Here is a 17,507-nt window from a genome sequence, read left to right as displayed (position 1 = left end):
TCGGCTGGCGGTGGTCGGGGGGCGCACGGATGCTGGTCAGTCCGCGAACCGGGGCGTCCGGCCGTCGCGCGCGGCGGCGAGCGCCTCGCGCACGTCGGGGCCGGGGGAGAGCATCGCCTGGCCGCGGTTCTCGAGCTCGAGCGCGGTGCGGAGCGAGGGGGCGTCGACGTTGGCGTAGAGCGCGCGGAGGCTCATCCGGACGCCGAGCGGCGCGTTGGCCGCGATCGTCGACGCGGTGTCGAGGGCGGCGTCCACCAGGTCCTCCGCGGGGTGGACGTGGCTGATCAGGCCGATCCGCAGGGCCTCGTCGGCGAGGACCGTGCGGGCCGTCGTGATCAGCTCGGCGGCGACGCCGAGGCCGACGATCCGGGGCAGGAACCACGTGCACCCGAGGTCGCCGGCCGAGAACCCGCCGCGCACGAAGATCGCGCAGAGCTTCGCGTCCTCCGCGGCGATCCGGACGTCCGACGCCAGCGCGAGCGAGAGCCCACCGCCGACGCAGGCCCCGTTGATCGCGGCGACCACCGGCTGCGGGACGGCGTGGATCGCCTCGACGACGCCGGCGGCGCGCTCCTGGAAGTCGAGCATCTCGCTCGACGTCAGCTCGGCGAGCGCGGGGGCGTCCGCCAGGTCGAAGCCCGGGCAGAACGCGCGTCCGGCGCCCGTGAGCACGACCGCCCGGACGGTGCGGTCGGCGCCGACGGTCCTCGCGGTCGCGGTCAGCTCGTCGAACATCGTCGCGTTCAGCGCGTTGAGCTTCTCCGGCCGGTTCAGCGTGATCTGCGCGACGCCGTCCCGGGGGCGCGTCAGCGTCAGGGTGGTCGGGTCGCTCACGCGGGGTCGCCCTCGGCGAGGAAGCGGGCGCGCTCCTCGTCGATCTCGGGGTTGCCGAAGATCGAGTAGCCGTAGAGGGCCTCGATCCGCAGCTGGTCCTCCAGCGGCCGGCCGATGACCTCGAGGATCGTGTCCTTCGCCGACTCGACCCCCTTCTGTGGGTTGCGCAGGATCTTCTCGGCGTACCACTCGGCGGTCTCCATCAGGTCCTCCGGTGAGACGACCTTCGAGATCAGGTTGCACTGCAGGGCGCGCTGCGCATCGATGGGTTCACCCGTGAGCTCGAGCTCGAGAGCGATCCCGGCGCCGCAGATGTTCACGAGCCGGACGATGCCGCCGTCGGCGGGGTGCATCCCGCGACGCAGCTCGAACGAGCCGAACATCGCGTGGTCGACGGCGACGCGGATGTCGCACGCCAGCGCGAGCTCGAGGCCGCCCCCGATGACGTAGCCGTTCAGCGCCGCGATCACCGGCTTCTTCGTCCGGTGCAGCCCGCGGGTGATGCCGCCGGCGAAGCCGTTGGGCAGTGCGTCGCGGCCGAGTCCCGGGCCCGCCCCGGTCCAGTGCCCGACCATCGTCGACAGGTCGGCGCCGGCGCAGAAGGCCTTGTCGCCCGACCCGGTGAGGATCGCCAGGCGGAGCTCGTCGTCGTCGCGGAAGTCGGTCCAGATCTCGCGCAGCCGCTCGTTGACGTCCGGGTCGATCGCGTTGAGCTTGTCCGGGCGGTTGAGGGTGACGTAGGCGATCGGCCCGCGCTTCTCGTAGAGCACCTTGTCGGTCATGCGGCCTTCTGGGTCGTGGGTGCTCCGGGGACGGAGCCACCCGGTGTCGGGCGTCGAGGGACGCGTCCGGGGACGACGCGGTCGGGGCGTCGGCGGCCCGGACCGGGAGCAGTCTCTGGGACTGGGAGCAGTCTCTGTCAACCGTGACCTCCCGCGCTTCAGCCCTGCGGGTGACTCTCGTCGTGCGTTGGGCGGAACTCCCGTCGTGTTCGGCGCCGGAGCGGCGTCAGCGGCGGTCGCGCGGCGACGATCCGGGCACGTCGCGGCGGAGGTACAGCGCGACCGCCTGGGCCCGGTTCGTGGCCCCGAGCTTCCGGAGGATGATCCGCATGTGCGATTTCACGGTCGCGGGCTCGACGACGAGCTTCCGGCCGATCGCGGCGTTCGTCAGCCCCGCCGCCATGAGGTCTGCGACCTCGCGCTCGCGCGGCGTCAGGAGCGCGTCGTCGACCGGGCGGTCCTCCAGCGGGTCGCGTGCGCGGTACCGGAGGTCGACGGGCCGGGCGAGCTCGATCGTCTCGCTGAGCTCGGGCACCGCCTTCAGCGCCGCGCGGGCAGTCGCCTCGACGATCGCGCGCTGGGCGCCGAGCCGGTACCGCAGCGCCGCGCGCTCGTAGAGCCGGCCGAACCCCTCGGCGAACGCCCACAAGAGGTCGCGGTCGCCCTCGTCGACGTCGCGGTCCTCCCCGTCCCGGTCGACGTGGAGCAGCCCGATCACGCGGTCGTCCGGCGCGACGGGGACGACGGCGAACGACCGGTCCATCACCCCGCGGATCCGCCGGTGCACCCGTGCGTCGGCGTCGGCGTCGGTGACGAGGAGCGGCCGGCGCGTCCGCACGACCTCGAACTCCAGCGGCATGCGGTCCAGCGGCACCGTGGGCTCGTCGGGGTCCTGGCGGTCGGACGCGCCGGACGACCACGACACCGGGGACCAGGCGTCGTCCCCGACGCGGCTGAACAGCGCGCGCCGCATGCCCCCGGCGAGGACGGCCTCGTCGGCGACCCGCCGCAGCAGGGTCGCGGGATCGGCGATCGCCATCAGCCGCTCGACGGCGTCCTCCTGCGCGGCACGGCGGCGGGCCCGCCGGACCGCCCCGTGGTGCCGGAGTTCGCGTTCGAGGTCGAGGGCGTCCATCGCGATCGCGGCGTCGTCGGAGCGGCCGGACCCCTCGGCCATCCGCGCACCGGCGTCGCGCGCGAGCCCCTGGACGAGGGCCAGCGCGTCGGGGGCGCGGGGCGGCCGTGGCACGTCCGCCGTCGCGAGGCCACGATCCGCCGCACGACGAGCGAGCCGCTCGACCGCCGCGAGGACGTGCGGCTCGGTCCGGCCGACGTGCTCCGGGGTGCTCACCAGGTCCGCTCCGTGGCCTGCAGGTATCGGGCGACGGCCTCCGCGCGCGAGTGGGCGCGGAGCTTGCGGCTCGCGCGCGCCACGTGCGTCTTGATCGTGTTCGGCGAGACGACGAGCTCCCGGGCGATCGCCTGGTTCGTCGCACCCGACGCGACCATCGCGAGGATCTCGCGCTCGCGGGCCGTGAGCGTGTCGGGTGCGGGCTGGTCGTCCGCCTCGTGGTGGTGCTCAGCCTGCGGCCGCCAGACGTCCGACTCCGCCGGCGGGAGGAAGACGAGGCGACTCGTCACGAGCGACGCGAGCTCGTCCGCCATCGCCCGCTGGCGGCCGGCGATGTCGTCGTGCCGGCGCTGCAGCTCCTCGGCGATCGCCACGCGGTCGTGGAGCAGGCCGAAGTGCCGCGCGAAGACGTGGATCCCCTCGCGGTCGCCCGGCGCGACGGCGTGGTCCTGGTCCCGGCGGTCCGCGTGGAGGAAGCCGATCACGCGACGCCCCGACAGGATCGGAGCCCCGACGTAGTCCCGCGCGCCCGCCAGGCTCACGAACGCCTCGTGGACCCGCGGGTCGCTCGCGGCGTGCTCCACGAGCAGCGGGATGCGGCGCCGGACCATCTCGGCCTCCAGCAGCATGTGCTGCATCGGCAGGACGAAGTGGTCCCCGAACCGGGCCCGCAGCGCGTCGGCGTCGGCGTCGACCCCGGGCGGCGGGAAGATCGGCACCCACGACGACCCGTCGACCCGGGAGATCATCGCCCGGGAGAACCCGCAGGCCCGCCGCAGCTCGCCGGGGGCGAGCCGGACGAGCTGGTCGATCGAGTCGCAGCGCCGGAGCCGCCCGAGGGCGTGCTGGATCTCGGTCCTCGTCCGTTCCAGGGTGTGCTCCTCGTGCTCGTCGACGGCGCGCAGCTCGTCGGCGACCTCGAGCAGTCGGCGCAGCGATTCCGTGGTCGGGAGGGTCCGCGCCGTCGCACGCCACGACTCCCACTCCGACCGCAGTTCGGCGACGACGGCCACGGACACGTGCCCGCGGACCTCGCGGGCGCGGTGGCGTTCCTCCCGGCACCGCTCGAGGACGTCGCTCACGGGTCCACCCTAGGGGCCCGGTGGCAAAAAGTCAGCCCTTGGGGTGACAGGGGTCACCCGCTCGGTGGCAGCGCCGGGGGCCGACGGCGGCAGAGACTGACGCCAGCCCATGACGAACCCCACCCGAGACGACGACACCACCACGAGCGGTCCGATCGAGCGGGCGCTCGGGGAGGCGACGCTCTGCGCGGCCTTCCTCCAGGTCGTCCGCGACCGGCCCGACCGCGTCGCGCTGCGCGCCTTCGGCTCGGAGCGGACCCTGACCTACGGCGCGTGGCACGAGGAGGCCCGCCGGGTCGCGGGTGGGCTCCACGCGCTCGGGGTCGGGCACGGCGACCGCGTCGCCCTGCTGCTCACGAGCCGCCTGGAGTTCCACGTCGCCGACATGGGCGCCCTGCTCCTCGGCGCCGTGCCGTTCTCGGCGTACGCCACCTCCCCGGTCGCGCAGCTGGAGCCGAGCATCGTGGGCAGCGCGTCGCGGGTCCTCATCACCGAGGCGTCGATGGCCGACGAGGGACGCGAGCTCCTCGAACGGTGCCCGGGCCTCGAGCACCTCGTCGTGATCGACGGCGACCGGGGGGAGGAGCTCGACCTCTTCGGCCTGCAGGACCTCGGCCCGGACGACTTCGACGTCGAGGCGACCGCCGCCCGCGTCGGGCCGGAGGACCTCTGCAGCCTCGTCTACACCTCGGGCACCACCGGGGCGCCGAAGGGCGTGCCGTACCTGCACCGGTGCCTGATGGCGACGATGGCCTCGATCCACGGGCACACCCCGGTGTCGGAGGACGGTCGCGTCGTCTCGTACCTGCCGATGGCACACATCGCCGAGCGGATGTTCGGCCACTACGCGGGGTTCGTCTTCGGCTGCGAGATCACGACGCTCGGCGACCCCACGAAGCTCGGTGGTGCGCTCGCAGAGGTCCGCCCGACGCGGTTCTTCGGCGTCCCCCGGATCTGGGAGAAGCTCCTCTCCGGCGTGCACCGCGCGGTCGGCGAGCAGTTCCCCGCCGAGCAGGCCGCGACGTTCCGCGCGGCGTGGGGGCGGGCGATCCAGCGGGTCGAGGCCGAGCAGGCCGGCACGGCCCCGGCGGCCGAGCTCGACACGTCACGCGAGGCCGACGACGCGGTCCTCGGTGCGGTGAAGCCGATGCTCGGCCTCGACCGGGCCGAGTGGCTCGGCGTGGCGGGGGCGCCCGCCGGTCGCGACACGCTCGTCGCGCTGCACGCCCTCGGGCTCCCGGTCAACGAGCTCTACGGCATGTCGGAGACGATCATCGTGTCGACGAGCCCGCCGGAGCGCGTGAAGATCGGCACGTGCGGCGTGCCGCTCCCGGGGGTCGAGGTCAAGCTCGCCGACGACGGCGAGATCCTCGTCAGCGGGGTCACGACCATGCCCGGCTACCTCGACGACGAAGAGCGCACGGCCGAGGTCCTGAAGGACGGCTGGATGCACTCCGGCGACATCGGCACGATCGACGCCGACGGCTACCTCACGATCACCGATCGGAAGAAGGCGCTGATCATCAACAGCGCCGGCAAGAACATGTCGCCGGCGATGATCGAGCAGGCGATCAAAGGCGGCGAGCCGCTGATCGGCCAGGTCGTCGCGGTGGGCGACGCGCGCAGGTACAACGTCGCGCTGATCGTGCTCGATCCCGACGGGCTCGAGGCGCTGCGCGCGAGCTGTGGGCTCGCCGAGGCCCCGTTCGCCGAGCTGTCGCAGCACCCCGAGGTGCTCTCCGAGGTCGACCGGGCCGTGCGCGAGGGCAACGAGAAGCTGGCGCGGGTCGAGCAGATCAAGTCCTACCGGGTCCTGGACCACGTCTGGCTTCCGGCGAGCGACCAGCTGACGCCGACCGCGAAGCTCAAGCGCGGACCGATCGAGGAGCGCTACGCGGCGCAGATCGACGAGCTCTACGCGTGAGGCGCACGCTCTTCACCGACGAGCACGACGCCTTCCGGGCCGCGGTCCGCGACTTCGTCGCCACCCACGCCACCCCGAACGTGGCGGCCTGGGAGGCCGCCGGCGAGGTGCCCCGGGCGTTCTGGCGCGCGGCCGCCGCGCAGGGCCTGATCGGGTTCGAGGTCCCCGAGGCCCACGGCGGCCCGGGGATCGACGACTACCGCTTCAACGCGATCGTGGCCGAGGAGGTCGCCTACGGCGACGCCGTCGGCGACAACTTCCAGGCGCAGAGCGACATCATCTGCCCCTACCTCTGCGACCTCGCCACCGAGGAGCAGCAGGCGCGCTGGCTCCCGTCGTTCATGACCGGCGACCTGACGTTCGCGATCTGCATGACCGAGCCCGGGACCGGCTCCGACCTGCGCGGCATCCGCACGACCGCCCGTCGCGCGGTCGGCGGCTACGTGCTCGACGGGACGAAGACGTGGGTCACCGCCGGCCTGCAGGCCGGCATGGTGATCGTCGTCGCCGACCTCGAGCCGGACGCCGCGGGTGCCGGTGGCGGTCTCACGCTCCTCTGCGTCGAGGACGGCGCCCCGGGCTTCACGCGCAGCGGCCCGCTGCACAAGCTCGGGTGCCACGCCCAGGACACCGGCGAGCTCTCGTTCGACGAGGTCTTCGTGCCGGCGGCGAACCTGCTCGGGGCCGAGGGCCGGGGCATGGCGCAACTGACGCGCCACTTGCCGCGCGAGCGCCTGTCGATCGCGGTCGTCGCCGTCGCCGTCGCCGAGCGCGCGCTGCAGCTCACGGTCGAGTACTGCCGCGACCGCACGACGTTCGGCAGGCCGATCGGCGAGCACCAGGGACTGCGCTGGCAGCTCGCCGACCTGCACGCCGACGTCGAGCTCGGACGCGTCTACGTCGACCGGTGCCTGCAGGCCCTCGGCGACGGTGAGCTCACGGGCGCCCAGGCCGCCACGGCGAAGTACTGGACGACCGAGATGGAATTCCGCGTCATCGACCGCTGCCTGCAGCTCCACGGCGGCTACGGCTACTCCGAGGAGTACCCGATGGCGCGGCTCCTGCGCAACGCCCGCGTGCAGCGGATCTACGGCGGGACCAGCGAGATCATGCGCGACATCGTCGGCCGCTCCCTGATGCGGGGCGACGCCGCGCGGACGGCCGGCCCGGTGCCCTCGTGACGGTCCCCGCACCACCCCTCACCCCTCGCACCAACGGAGTCTCATGAGCACCACGGAAGCCCCCACCACCGGTCAGATCCCCGACGAGGTGGCGCGCCGGATCGTCACGCCCGAGGGCCACGTCGACGAGCCCGCCCTGTACGAGGCGTACCGGTGGCTGCGCGAGCACGTGCCGCTCGGCGTCGGCCGCGTCGAGGGCTACGACCCGGTGTGGCTCGTCTCCAAGCACGCCGACATCATGGAGATCGAGCGCAACCCGACGATCTTCTCGAGCGCCGGCGGGCCCGACGAGCCGGGCGGCAACAACCCGATCCTGCAGAACCAGGCCGGCGACGCGTTCACGAAGTCGCTGACCGGTGGCAACCTGCGCATCCTCGATGCGATCCCGTACCTGGACCCGCCGGAGCACACGCGGCTGAAGGACGTCGCCGTCGACTGGTTCCGGCCGGCGAACCTCAAGGGCTACGAGGACCGCATCCGCGGGTCGGCCCGCGAGGCGATGGAGGAGCTGGCCGTGAAGGACGGCGAGTTCGACCTGATCCAGGACTGGCTGCTGGCCTTCCCGATGCACGTGATCATGACCCTGTTCGGGGTGCCGCGGGAGGACGAGCCGCAGATGCACGCCCTGTCGCAGGAGTTCTTCGGGACCGACGACCCCGACGTGAAGAAGCCGGACGTGGAGGTCACCCCCGAGGCCGCGGCGGAGCAGTTCGCGAACGCCATCCAGGGCTTCTACGGGTACTTCGACGCGCTCGTCGAGGACCGACGCGCGAACCCGAAGGACGATCTCGCCGGCCTGATCTCGAACGCGAAGGTCGACGGCGAGTACCTGTCGAAGGGGTACTGCTTCGGCTACTTCGTCGCAATCGCCACCGCGGGGCACGACACCACGACGACCTCGATCGCCACCGGCATCGACGAGCTGCTCCGGCGCCCGGACCAGCTGGCGCTCGTCCGGGAGGACCCGAAGAACATCGGTGGGTTGGTCAACGAGGCGATCCGGTGGGCATCGCCGATCAAGCACTTCGTCCGCAGGGCGGAGGAGGACGCGGTGATCAGCGGTCAGGAGATCCGGAAGGGCGACCGTCTGATGCTCCTGTACCAGTCGGGCAACCGCGACGCGGACGTCTTCGACGACCCGGACACGTTCGACCTGACGCGCCGCCCGAACAAGCACATCGCGTTCGGGTACGGCCCGCACGCGTGCATCGGCCAGCACGTCGCGAAGCTCGAGATGAAGATCTTCTTCGAGGAGTTCCTGCCGCGGATCGAGTCCATCGAGGCCGCCGGCCCGACGAAGGTCGCGCAGTCGAACTTCGGCGGCGGGCTGAAGAAGATGCCGGTCCGCAGTACGGCGGCCTGAGGTCGGTCGCGTGGACGACGCCGGCGAGCTGACGGCCGTCGGCCGGATCCAGGCGGCCCTCGCCCGCCTGCGGACGGTGGCCTCGGTGGCCGAGATGCTCGAGCGCATCCCCGTCGAGGCCGCGAGCTGCGGGTTCGGAGCGGACCGCGCTGCTCGAACGCCTCCGCGAACTGCCGCAGGAGGTCGAGCGGCTCGGCTCCGAGCTCCTGCGCGTCGCCGATCACCTCCGCGGCGAGGAGGTCCTGGCCGAGCGCCACCCGGTGGTCCTCTCCGGTCCCGCGCCGACCGAGGAGCTCCGGCACCTCAGCGGTCGCGAGCTCGAGGTGCTCCGGCTGATGGCGGGAGGGCTGCGCAACGCAGAGATCGCCGAGCGGCTGACGCTGTCCGAGCCGACCGTGAAGAGCCACGTCCGCCGGATCCTGCGCAAGATGCGGGCGAGCAATCGGGCGCACGCCGTCGACCGCTACTGGCGCACGACCCGCGGTCGCCCGTCGTGAGCCGTGCCCGGGCGGCCCGCCCGGGCTCGGCTCACCGCCGTCCGGCGAGCGCCTGGCCCGCGAGCGCCCGCAGCCGCTCGCGCCTGCCGGGTGCCCCGACCGGTGCGGGGTCGGCGACCACCGCGGGCGGCGACGGGAGCAGGCCGGCGTTGTAGTCCTCGATCAGCGCGGCGACCGTGTCCTGCGAGCAGCCCTTGTTCGTGCCGATGAAGCCGGACGGGCCGCGCTTGATCCAGCCGACGACGTAGGTGCCCTCGCGCGGCACCGCGGTCGCCGGGTCGACGACGCGCCCCAGGGCGTTCGGGACGATCCCGCGGGCGGCGTCGTAGGGCAGGTCCCCGACGGGCAGCCCGCGGTAGCCGATCGAGGTGACGATCAGCCCCGCGTCGAGGCGCTCGAGCTCGCCGGTCCCGACGACGGCGCAGGACGCATCCGTCGTGGTGCGCTCGACCTCCAGCGCCGCGACCCCACCCTCGCCGAGCACCCGCAGGGGCGCGCGCCGGAAGCGCAGCGCGATCCGCCGGTCCCCTGGGGCGGGCGCGGGCAGGTCGCGCAGGAGGGCGACCTTCGCGTGACCGTCGGGGGTCCCGACGAGCTCGGACGCCGGGACGTCCAGCGCGACGCCGGGCGTCGACCGCAGGCCGACGAGCTCCGGCAGCGTGAACGCCGACCCCTCGGCTCCGCGCCGGGCGAGGACGACGACCTCCTCGATCCCGCTCGTCCGCAGGGCGGAGAGCGCGGCCGGCGCGATCTCGCTGTCGTCCAGGGCGTCGGGGTCCTGCGTCAGGACGCGCGCGACGTCGAGAGCGACGTTGCCGTTGCCGATCACGACCGCCCGCCGGTGCGACAGGTCGACGGCGCGGTCCGCGTGGTCGGGGTGGCCGTTGTACCAGCCGACGAGCTGCGTGGCGGAGACGACGCCGGGCAGGTCGGCGCCGGGGATCTCCAGACGCCGGTCGGACGCCGCGCCCACGGCGTAGATCACCGCGTGGTGCCCCTCGAGCAGCTGCTCGTGCGTGACGTCGCGGCCGACCTCGACCCCGAGGTGCAGCGACAGGCGCGGGGACTCGCGGATCCGCTCCATCTGGCGGCTGACGCGCCGGGTGCGGCGGTGGTCCGGCGCGACGCCCGTGCGGACGAGGCCGAACGGCTGGTCCAGGCGCTCGTAGACGTCGACCCGCGCATCGGGGACGGTCAGGAGCTCCTCGGCCGCGTACATCGCGGCCGGCCCGGACCCGACGATCGCGACCCGCAGCGCCTCGCCGCGGTCCTTGACGACCAGACGCGGACGCATGGGCGCCATCACCGGCCGGGCCTTCGGGACGGCGTGGTACTCGGCGTTGATGCCGGCGAACACGCGCTCGGCCTCCGTCAGCTGCGTGTGCGGCTTGATCGCGTCGACCGGGCACGCGCTGATGCACGCGCCGCAGTCGACGCAGCTCGCCGGATCGACGTGCAGCATCTCGGCCAGCTCGAACGCCGGGTCGTCCGGGGTCGGCTGGATGCAGTTGACGGGGCAGGCGTAGACGCACGACCCGTCGCCGACGCACGACTGCGTGACGACGTGGGGCATCAGGCGACCAGCGTCGCGCGGCGGTCGGGCTCGCCGCGGTAGTTCGAGGGCTCGCCGTCGATGCCCATGCGCTTCCACATCCGCTTGGCCATCGGGGTCATCAGCCCGACGTCGGTGCACAGACGGCGCATGTCGCCGAAGTACGACGCCATGACGCTCTGGGCGTGCTCGCCCTTCCAGAAGGCCTCGCGGTAGACGTCGTCCGGGATCTGGAAGCGCCGCTTCAACGACTTCGGCGAGGTCATGATCTCGCCGGCGAGCCAGCGCATGATGATCGGGAAAGCGATCGCCAGCAGGTGCTTCTGGACCCGGCCGAGGCGGGGGACCCGCAGGCGCAGGAACTCGTCGGCGAAGGAGATGTGGCGGGCCTCCTCCGCGATGTGGATCTCCATCGTCCGGAGCATCGCGGGCGGCAGGTCGACGCCCTCCCGCAGCATGGCCTTCTGGTAGTGGTCGATCGGCTCCTCGCCGGCGAGGATGCCGACCATCAGGACGACCGGGAGGTAGCCGCCGGCCACGCCGATCAGGGGCGTCGCGGCCTTGAACAGGGGGCGCATCCCGGGGACGTCGGTGCCGGTGCGGTTGACCAGCTCCTGGAACATCTGGATGTGGTTGCACTCCTCCGTCATCTCGTGCATGCAGTACCGGAACTCGGCGGAGCCGTTCGGCAGGCTCATCGCGTAGTGCATGAGCCCGCGGATGAGGATGCTCTCGAACGCGCCGCCGACCTTGATGGCGTTGACCATGCGCCAGCGGCCGATCTCGATCTGGCGCTCCCGGGGCTGCGACCGGTACCACTCCGTCGCACCGAGCGGGTCGAGCACGGGGGAGAGGATCCAGCGCGGGTCCTGCTGGTCGATCTGCATCTCCGGGGCGTCCCAGGCGATGTCCTCGTACGGATCGAAGTGGACGTGCACGGAGCCCTCGGAGAGGGTCTTCAGCATCGTCTCGTAGGCCTGGTCGTGGCCGCTGGTGCGGGTGCGCGGGGCGGTGGTGGTGCTCATCTGCTGCTCCCTGCTCGGTGACGGTGGGCCGGAGGCGCCTGCGCGTGGTCGGGGACCCCGCGGGCGGCTCGTGGCTACGGATCCGTAGCGTAGCGGAACTACGGATCCGTAGCCAGCCCTTTCCGCGTGGCGCCGGAACCTGACTCCGTCGTGCGACGACCCTCCCTTAGGGGGAGAGATCCATGCCGTCCGGGTAGGTGTCATGGGGCGACCCACCCCCTATGCTCGCGGTCAGTGGGGGACGTGTTCCTCGCGCCGACCGCGCGGGAAACGCTTATCGGGGAACACATGACGGACTCGCCCAGGCGGCGCACGACCGGAGCGCCGACCGACTTCACCCACTGCTGCGTGCCATCGACCGGAAGGTCGGGAGGCGCGGGACGATGATCGATACGGACCACAGCCTGCGGACGGTCTCCGACCGGGTGCTGCTGAAGCGCGTCTCCCGCTCGGACGTCGCGGCGTTCAACGCGCTCTACGACCGGCACGTCGTGTCCGCCCACGCGCTCGCGGGCCGGATCGTCGGGTGGACCTCGCTCGCCGACGACGTCTGCCAGGAGGCGTTCATCGCGGTCTGGCGGTCGGCCGGCTCCTACGACCCCGCGCTCGGCGAGCCGCGCGCGTGGCTCCTGTCGATCGTCCGCAACCGCGCCGTCGACCAGCGGCGGCGCCGGAACCGGCTCGCGGAGCGCGAGTCCTGGGACGACACCGCCATCGACCGCCAGCCCGCACCGGCGGCGACGGCGACGGAGGTCGCGGCGCTGCGGCAGATCGACGCCCACCGCACGCGCGACCTGCTGGACGTCCTCTCGTACGAGCAGCGCGAGGTCATCGAGCTCGCGTTCTTCGTCGGGTGCACGCACATCGAGATCGCCGAGCGCCTCCGGATGCCGCTCGGGACGGTGAAGGGCCGGATCAGCCGCGGTCTCGCCCGGATGCGCACGGAGCTCGCCACGTAGGCGACGCCCGGGTGGACGACCGCTGCGGGCCGGTCGACGCCCCTGGACGTTCGGGGGAGGGCCCAGTCGGCCCGTTCGGGACGCCCTCGTACGCCTGTGGAATTGGTGGGAGCGTGGTGGGAGCGGCCGCCCGGGTCTGCTTTCATCACGGGCCGTCGCCGGGGGCGCGAGTCCCGCCCCGCCACCCGGCACCGTCCCGTGATGCCGCACCGCTCCGTCCGCTCACCCGCGTCCTCACGCCCCGGTCGCTCAGCCGGCGCGGCCCGATGAGCACCGTCCTCCCGCCCCGCGAGGAGCGCGGGAGCCGGCGTGCCCGTCGGGCCATGGACCGGGACTACGAGCGACTCCGCGGGACGACGATCTCGTCGCTCCGCCGCCGGCTGGTCGCCGCGGGCGTGCAGCTCGACGCCGCGGACCTCGACGCTGCGTACAACATGGCGTGGCACGCGCTCTACGCGAAGCTCGCGGACGGCGAGGACGTCCAGAACCCGGCCGGGTTCCTGACCCAGGCCGCGTTCTTCCGTGCCGTCGACGAGTACCGCGCCCAGCACCCCGATCGCCGGCGGGACGTCGCGGACCTCGACCAGCTCGGGGTCGCGCCCGACCTCGAGGGCGACCTCGACGACCGCGCCCGCCTGAAGCAGTTCTCCGAGGGGCTCACCCAGCGCCTCGACGGCCGGGACCGCCGGGCGGCCGCCCTCTGCTACCTCCACGGCTACTCCCGGCCCGAGGCCGCCGAGGCGCTGGGCGTCTCGGCGCCGCGGATGGAGAAGATCATGGACCGCGTGTCCAAGGTCGTCCGCGGCGTCACCGCCGAGGTCGGCGCCGGCGGCTGGTGCGAGAGCCAGCGGTCGCTGATGACCGCCTACGCCCTCGGCGTCCTGGCGCCGGACGGCGAGCGACGCCGGTACGCCGCCTCCCACCTCGAGTCCTGCCCCGGGTGCCGGGCGCACGTGCGCCGCCTGCGGGGGATCGGGGCCGTGGTCCCGCCGTTCGCGCTGCCGTGGGGCGCCCTCGGCGTGCACCCGCTCGCACTGCCGGGACAGATCCTCTCCGGCTGGCCGATCTTCTCCTCGGGCGGGTCCGCCGCCGCCGGGGCGGCGGCGTCCGGCCACGTGGCCGCGACCGCGTCCGGGCACGCGGTCGCGGGGCACGCCGGGACGACGGGCTCCGCGTCGGGTGCCGGCCACGCCGGCGGGACCACGGGGCACGCTGCGGCCGCGGGGCACGCCGGCTCCGCCGGGAACACCGCCGCGGCCGGCCACGCCGGGACGAGCTCCGCGAACGCCGGGACGGCCGGCGCCGGATCGTCCGCGTCGTCGGGGCACGCCGGCGCCGCCGCGTCGGGCCACGGAGGCGCGGGGCACGCCGCCGCGTCCGGTCACGGGTCGGCGACGTCGCCGGGCGGGTGGGGCACGATCGGCAACGGTGGGCCGACCCCGCGCATCACGAAGCCGCGCGTGGCCGTGGCCGGCGGGGCGGTCGCGATCCTGCTGGCGCTGGGCGGCATCGCGTTCGCGTCCGGGTCGGGCGGCGATCCCACCGCCGCGACGCGCAGCGGCTACGCCGAGTCGGGGGCCACGCTCGTGACCCCGACGGACATGACGCCCGCCGCCCCCTGACCGCCGGCCCGGCGGGACGGCGCGCTGCACGCCCGGTGTCGCCGCGGGCACCACGGGCGACGGCCTCGTAGGCTCCGTCGGGCCCGCGCGCCCGCCGCGCCCGGGCGGACCGCACGACCGAGGGCACGATGGACTTCCGCAGCATCTACCAGCACGGGTTCGCGCGGGTCGCCGCGTGCACGGGGCGCGTCGCGATCGCCGACCCGGTCCGGAACGCCGAGGCCGTCCTGCGGCAGGCGGCCGCGTGCGACGGGGACGGCGTCGCGGTGGCGGTCTTCCCGGAGCTCACGCTGACGGGCTACTCGCTCGAGGACCTCGTGCACCAGGACCCGGTGCTGGACGACGTGGAGACCGCCCTGTCGGCGGTCGTCGAGGGCTCCGCCGGGCTGCTCCCGCTGCTCGTGCTCGGCACGCCGCTGCGCCACCGCAACGGGATCTACAACTGCGCCGTGGTCGTCCACCGCGGCCGCGTGCTCGGCGTCGCGCCGAAGTCCTACCTGCCGAACTACCGCGAGTTCTACGAGGGCCGCCAGCTGACCGCCGGCGACGCCGAGCGCGGGACCATCCGGATCGCGGGCGACGAAGTCCCGTTCGGCCCGGACCTCCTCTTCGCCGCCGACGACGTGCCGGGGCTCGTCGTCCACGCCGAGGTCTGCGAGGACCTGTGGGTCCCGGTCCCGCCGAGCTCGGAGGCCGCGCTCGCCGGCGCGACCGTGCTCCTGAACCTCTCCGGCAGCCCGATCACGGTCGGCCGGGCGGAGGACCGCCGGCTGCTCTGCCGGTCCCAGTCGGCGCGGTGCCTCGCCGCCTACGTCTACGCCGCGGCGGGCGAGGGGGAGTCCACGACCGACCTCGCGTGGGACGGGCAGACGATGATCCACGAGAACGGGGCGCTGCTCGACGAGACCGAGCGGTTCCCCGACGGCGACCGCCGGTCGGTGGCGGACGTCGACCTGGACCTGCTGCGCCAGGAGCGCATGCGGATGGGGACGTTCGACGACAACCGCCGCACGCACGCCGCCCGGACCGACGCCTTCCGGACCGTGCGGTTCACGCTCGCCCCGCCCGACGAGGACCTCGGCCTGCGGCGGAGCCTCGAGCGGTTCCCGTTCGTCCCCGCCGACCCGGAGCGGCTCGAGCTCGACTGCTACGAGGCGTACAACATCCAGGTCGCGGGGCTCGTCCGGCGCCTCGAGTCGATCGGGCACCCCAAGGTCGTCATCGGCGTCTCGGGCGGCCTCGACTCGACCCACGCGCTGATCGTCGCCGCGCGGGCGATGGACCGCGCCGGGCGGCCCCGGACGGACATCCTCGGCTACACGCTCCCCGGCTTCGCCACGAGCGACGGCACGAAGGAGAACGCGCACGCCCTGATGGCGGCGCTCGGCATCACCGCCGCGGAGCTCGACATCACCCCGACGGCGCGGCTGATGCTGCAGGAGATGGGGCACCCCTTCGGACGCGGGGAGCCCGTCTACGACGTGACGTTCGAGAACGTCCAGGCGGGCCTGCGGACGGACTACCTGTTCCGGATCGCGAATCAGCGGGGCGGGATCGTGCTGGGCACGGGCGACCTCTCCGAGCTCGCGCTCGGCTGGTCGACCTACGGCGTCGGCGATCAGATGAGCCACTACAACGTCAACGGCGGGGTGCCGAAGACGCTGATCCAGCACCTGATCCGCTGGGTCGCGGCGTCCGACCAGTTCGGCGCGGACGTGAACGGGACGCTCACCGCGATCGTCGAGACGGAGATCAGCCCCGAGCTCGTCCCCGGCGAGGAGCTCCAGTCGACCGAGTCGAAGGTCGGCCCGTACGCGCTGCAGGACTTCACGCTGTTCCACGTGCTCCGCTACGGGTTCCGCCCGTCGAAGATCGGCTTCCTGGCCTGGCACGCGTGGCACGACGCGGACCGTGGGGCGTGGCCCACCGGATTCCCGGACGACCGGCGGGTCGCCTACGACCTGCCCGAGATCCGCCGCTGGCTCGACGTCTTCTGCCGGCGCTTCTTCGCCTTCGCGCAGTTCAAGCGGTCGGCGCTGCCCAACGGCCCGAAGGTGTCCGCCGGCGGATCGCTGTCCCCGCGCGGCGACTGGCGCGCGCCGTCGGACGGGACGGCGGCCGCGTGGCTGCGCGACCTCGATCGCTGGGACGACGACGCCTGGCGGTGACCCGGGCCTCCGCGACCCCGCCCGCACCCCGACCGGGATGGGCTCACATCGCGTAGCCGGGCTCCTGGTCGCCGAACGCGTCGATCGACACCACCGTGGTGCGCGCGTCGACGGCCAGGGCCTCGAGCAGCAGCTCGACCCGCAGCGGCCGGGACGCGGCCGCCGGGTCGATCGCGCGCAGCCACTCCGCGACCTGGGGTGCGCTGACCGATGCCGCGCCGGTGGCGTCCAGCGCGAGGCGGAGCGCCGACCACGCCGCCGCGCGGTCCGCGGGCAGGTGGGGCGGGCACCGGACCGCCGCGTCCGCCCGGTCCGGTGCCCTCCGTACCGGCCGGCGGGTGCTGCGTGAATCCACGGGTCCCATGATGCGACTACGCCTCGGGAGCGGGGCCGGACGCGCGCGCCCTACGCCGCGCGGTCGAGCTGCTCGCCGGCCTCGCGGACGAACGCCTTGACCCGACGGCCCGGGAAGAGCCGCTCACGGACGCCGGTGCCCTCGGCCTCCATGGCGTCCCCGGCCAGGCCGTTGAGCCGCCACAACGCCGTCAGCGCCGCGCGCTTCGTCATCGGATCGGGCAGCTCGACGGCCGCCACCCGCTCGCGGGCGCGGGCCCGGAGCTCGTCGACGACCCCGAGGCCGTCGCCGGCGACGGCGGCCGCGGCCACGTCGAGGTCGGGCAGCACGTGCCACAGGACGAGCAGGTGGGCGGCGACCGCGTCGTCGGACATCGCCACGCCGCGGAGCTCGACGACGTCGCAGAGCGTCGCCGCCTCGCAGTAGAGGTTCACGAGGATCCCCCCGACCGGCCCGGACGGCAGGGACAGCGTCCCGAGCCGGCGGTAGCGCCGCTTCGCGGCCTTCAGGACGTCCCGGTCGGAGAGCCCGCGGCTCTCGTCCCGCCGGACCGCCGCCACGAGGAGGACGGTGACGCCCTCGATCGTGACCGGCCGCTCGTCGTCCATCCGCAGCAGTCCGAGGAGCCCGCCCTCGGTCCGCGCGGTGACGGCGTCCTTCGCCGCGTCGGCGGCCTCGCGCGCGCGGGTCGCGGCGACCTCCTTCGCCTGCTCTCCGATCGCGGCGGCCTTCGCCGCCAGTCGCTCGCCGATCCCCACGGTCGTTCCTCCGCCTACGCCGTAGGAGTCCCGGGTCGCCCGTGCACGTCCGAG

At 73.8% G+C, this 17,507-nt stretch carries 15 protein-coding genes; 7 read left to right on the top strand and 8 right to left on the bottom strand.

The genetic code is table 11. The features are described 5' to 3' along the window. Positions 1–36: 36 nt before the first annotated feature. The 4 genes from PATMI_RS0121405 to PATMI_RS0121390 all read right to left on the bottom strand — a co-directional run bounded on the left by PATMI_RS0121405 (position 37) and on the right by PATMI_RS0121390 (position 4,049). On the bottom strand, positions 37–834 hold the full coding sequence (locus tag PATMI_RS0121405; RefSeq protein WP_026912389.1) for an enoyl-CoA hydratase/isomerase family protein: 798 nt from the start codon (positions 832–834) through the stop codon (positions 37–39). Beyond that, complete coding sequence (locus tag PATMI_RS32185; protein WP_036726242.1) at positions 831–1,616, bottom strand: enoyl-CoA hydratase/isomerase family protein; 786 nt, start codon at positions 1,614–1,616, stop codon at positions 831–833. Before PATMI_RS32185 ends, PATMI_RS0121405 begins: the two co-directional genes overlap by 4 nt. A gap of 226 nt (positions 1,617–1,842) precedes the next feature. Beyond that, a complete protein-coding gene (locus PATMI_RS35230) occupies positions 1,843–2,967 on the bottom strand; it encodes a LuxR C-terminal-related transcriptional regulator (protein WP_026912388.1) in 1,125 nt (374 codons plus the stop codon). Continuing rightward, positions 2,964–4,049: a LuxR C-terminal-related transcriptional regulator gene (locus PATMI_RS0121390; protein WP_026912387.1), complete on the bottom strand. Its 1,086-nt coding sequence runs from the start codon at positions 4,047–4,049 to the stop codon at positions 2,964–2,966. The genes PATMI_RS35230 and PATMI_RS0121390 overlap by 4 nt, the downstream gene beginning before the upstream one ends. Positions 4,050–4,158: 109 nt before the next feature. Here PATMI_RS0121390 and PATMI_RS0121385 point away from each other — a divergent pair, with 109 nt between their 5' ends. From PATMI_RS0121385 to PATMI_RS32175, 4 genes are all read left to right on the top strand, one after another. After that, positions 4,159–5,973 carry an AMP-dependent synthetase/ligase gene (locus PATMI_RS0121385; protein WP_084270141.1) on the top strand — a complete coding sequence of 605 codons (1,815 nt, stop codon included), beginning with the start codon at positions 4,159–4,161 and terminating at the stop codon, positions 5,971–5,973. Further along, positions 5,970–7,154, top strand: coding sequence for an acyl-CoA dehydrogenase family protein (locus PATMI_RS0121380; RefSeq protein ID WP_026912385.1), 1,185 nt, complete (start codon positions 5,970–5,972; stop codon positions 7,152–7,154). The genes PATMI_RS0121385 and PATMI_RS0121380 overlap by 4 nt, the downstream gene beginning before the upstream one ends. 43 nt (positions 7,155–7,197) lie before the next feature. Next, the gene (locus tag PATMI_RS0121375; RefSeq protein ID WP_026912384.1) at positions 7,198–8,517 is read left to right on the top strand and encodes a cytochrome P450; all 1,320 of its coding nucleotides are present in this window, start codon (positions 7,198–7,200) and stop codon (positions 8,515–8,517) included. 260 nt (positions 8,518–8,777) lie between these two features. Then, a complete protein-coding gene (locus tag PATMI_RS32175; RefSeq protein ID WP_051472116.1) occupies positions 8,778–9,014 on the top strand; it encodes a response regulator transcription factor in 237 nt (78 codons plus the stop codon). A 31-nt stretch (positions 9,015–9,045) separates the two neighbouring features. Here PATMI_RS32175 and PATMI_RS32170 read toward each other — a convergent pair whose 3' ends face one another. Together PATMI_RS32170 and PATMI_RS0121360 are read right to left on the bottom strand one after the other, a co-directional pair. Continuing rightward, positions 9,046–10,587, bottom strand: coding sequence for a 4Fe-4S binding protein (locus PATMI_RS32170; protein WP_036726239.1), 1,542 nt, complete (start codon positions 10,585–10,587; stop codon positions 9,046–9,048). Beyond that, positions 10,587–11,591, bottom strand: a complete 1,005-nt coding sequence (locus tag PATMI_RS0121360) for an AurF N-oxygenase family protein (RefSeq protein ID WP_026912383.1) — start codon at positions 11,589–11,591, stop codon at positions 10,587–10,589. The genes PATMI_RS32170 and PATMI_RS0121360 overlap by 1 nt, the downstream gene beginning before the upstream one ends. Before the next feature lie 383 nt (positions 11,592–11,974). Here PATMI_RS0121360 and PATMI_RS0121355 point away from each other — a divergent pair, with 383 nt between their 5' ends. From PATMI_RS0121355 to PATMI_RS0121345, 3 genes are all read left to right on the top strand, one after another. Next, entirely contained in the window at positions 11,975–12,550 is a 576-nt protein-coding gene (locus PATMI_RS0121355) for an RNA polymerase sigma factor (RefSeq protein WP_026912382.1), read from the top strand. Positions 12,551–12,816: 266 nt separating this feature from the next. Further along, positions 12,817–14,172, top strand: coding sequence for a sigma-70 family RNA polymerase sigma factor (locus PATMI_RS0121350; protein ID WP_157260912.1), 1,356 nt, complete (start codon positions 12,817–12,819; stop codon positions 14,170–14,172). Positions 14,173–14,300: 128 nt separating this feature from the next. Continuing rightward, positions 14,301–16,340, top strand: coding sequence for an NAD(+) synthase (locus tag PATMI_RS0121345; RefSeq protein ID WP_026912380.1), 2,040 nt, complete (start codon positions 14,301–14,303; stop codon positions 16,338–16,340). 43 nt (positions 16,341–16,383) lie between these two features. On the opposite strand, the gene PATMI_RS0121340 is transcribed toward PATMI_RS0121345, so the two are convergent. Both PATMI_RS0121340 and PATMI_RS0121335 read right to left on the bottom strand, forming a co-directional pair. Next, positions 16,384–16,695, bottom strand: a complete 312-nt coding sequence (locus tag PATMI_RS0121340) for a hypothetical protein (protein WP_026912379.1) — start codon at positions 16,693–16,695, stop codon at positions 16,384–16,386. Between the two features lie 50 nt (positions 16,696–16,745). Next, positions 16,746–17,453 (bottom strand): hypothetical protein, encoded by a 708-nt coding sequence (locus PATMI_RS0121335; protein WP_026912378.1) that lies wholly within the window; start codon positions 17,451–17,453, stop codon positions 16,746–16,748. Positions 17,454–17,507 lie beyond the last annotated feature (54 nt).

The sequence above is a fragment of the Patulibacter minatonensis DSM 18081 genome (assembly GCF_000519325.1).
Classification (GTDB): domain Bacteria; phylum Actinomycetota; class Thermoleophilia; order Solirubrobacterales; family Solirubrobacteraceae; genus Patulibacter; species Patulibacter minatonensis.
The sequence above is the reverse complement of the archived record's forward strand: the minus strand, read 5'-3'. Positions and strand labels throughout refer to the sequence as shown.

What these genes read in the sequence shown, in the direction of transcription:
- PATMI_RS32185 (WP_036726242.1), bottom strand. Translation starts at nt 1,616, where the DNA reads ATGACCGACAAGGTGCTCTACGAGAAGCGCGGGCCGATCGCCTACGTC.
- PATMI_RS0121385 (WP_084270141.1), top strand. Translation starts at nt 4,159, where the DNA reads ATGACGAACCCCACCCGAGACGACGACACCACCACGAGCGGTCCGATC.
- PATMI_RS0121375 (WP_026912384.1), top strand. Translation starts at nt 7,198, where the DNA reads ATGAGCACCACGGAAGCCCCCACCACCGGTCAGATCCCCGACGAGGTG.
- PATMI_RS32170 (WP_036726239.1), bottom strand. Translation starts at nt 10,587, where the DNA reads ATGCCCCACGTCGTCACGCAGTCGTGCGTCGGCGACGGGTCGTGCGTC.
- PATMI_RS0121360 (WP_026912383.1), bottom strand. Translation starts at nt 11,591, where the DNA reads ATGAGCACCACCACCGCCCCGCGCACCCGCACCAGCGGCCACGACCAG.
- PATMI_RS0121355 (WP_026912382.1), top strand. Translation starts at nt 11,975, where the DNA reads ATGATCGATACGGACCACAGCCTGCGGACGGTCTCCGACCGGGTGCTG.
- PATMI_RS0121350 (WP_157260912.1), top strand. Translation starts at nt 12,817, where the DNA reads ATGAGCACCGTCCTCCCGCCCCGCGAGGAGCGCGGGAGCCGGCGTGCC.
- PATMI_RS0121345 (WP_026912380.1), top strand. Translation starts at nt 14,301, where the DNA reads ATGGACTTCCGCAGCATCTACCAGCACGGGTTCGCGCGGGTCGCCGCG.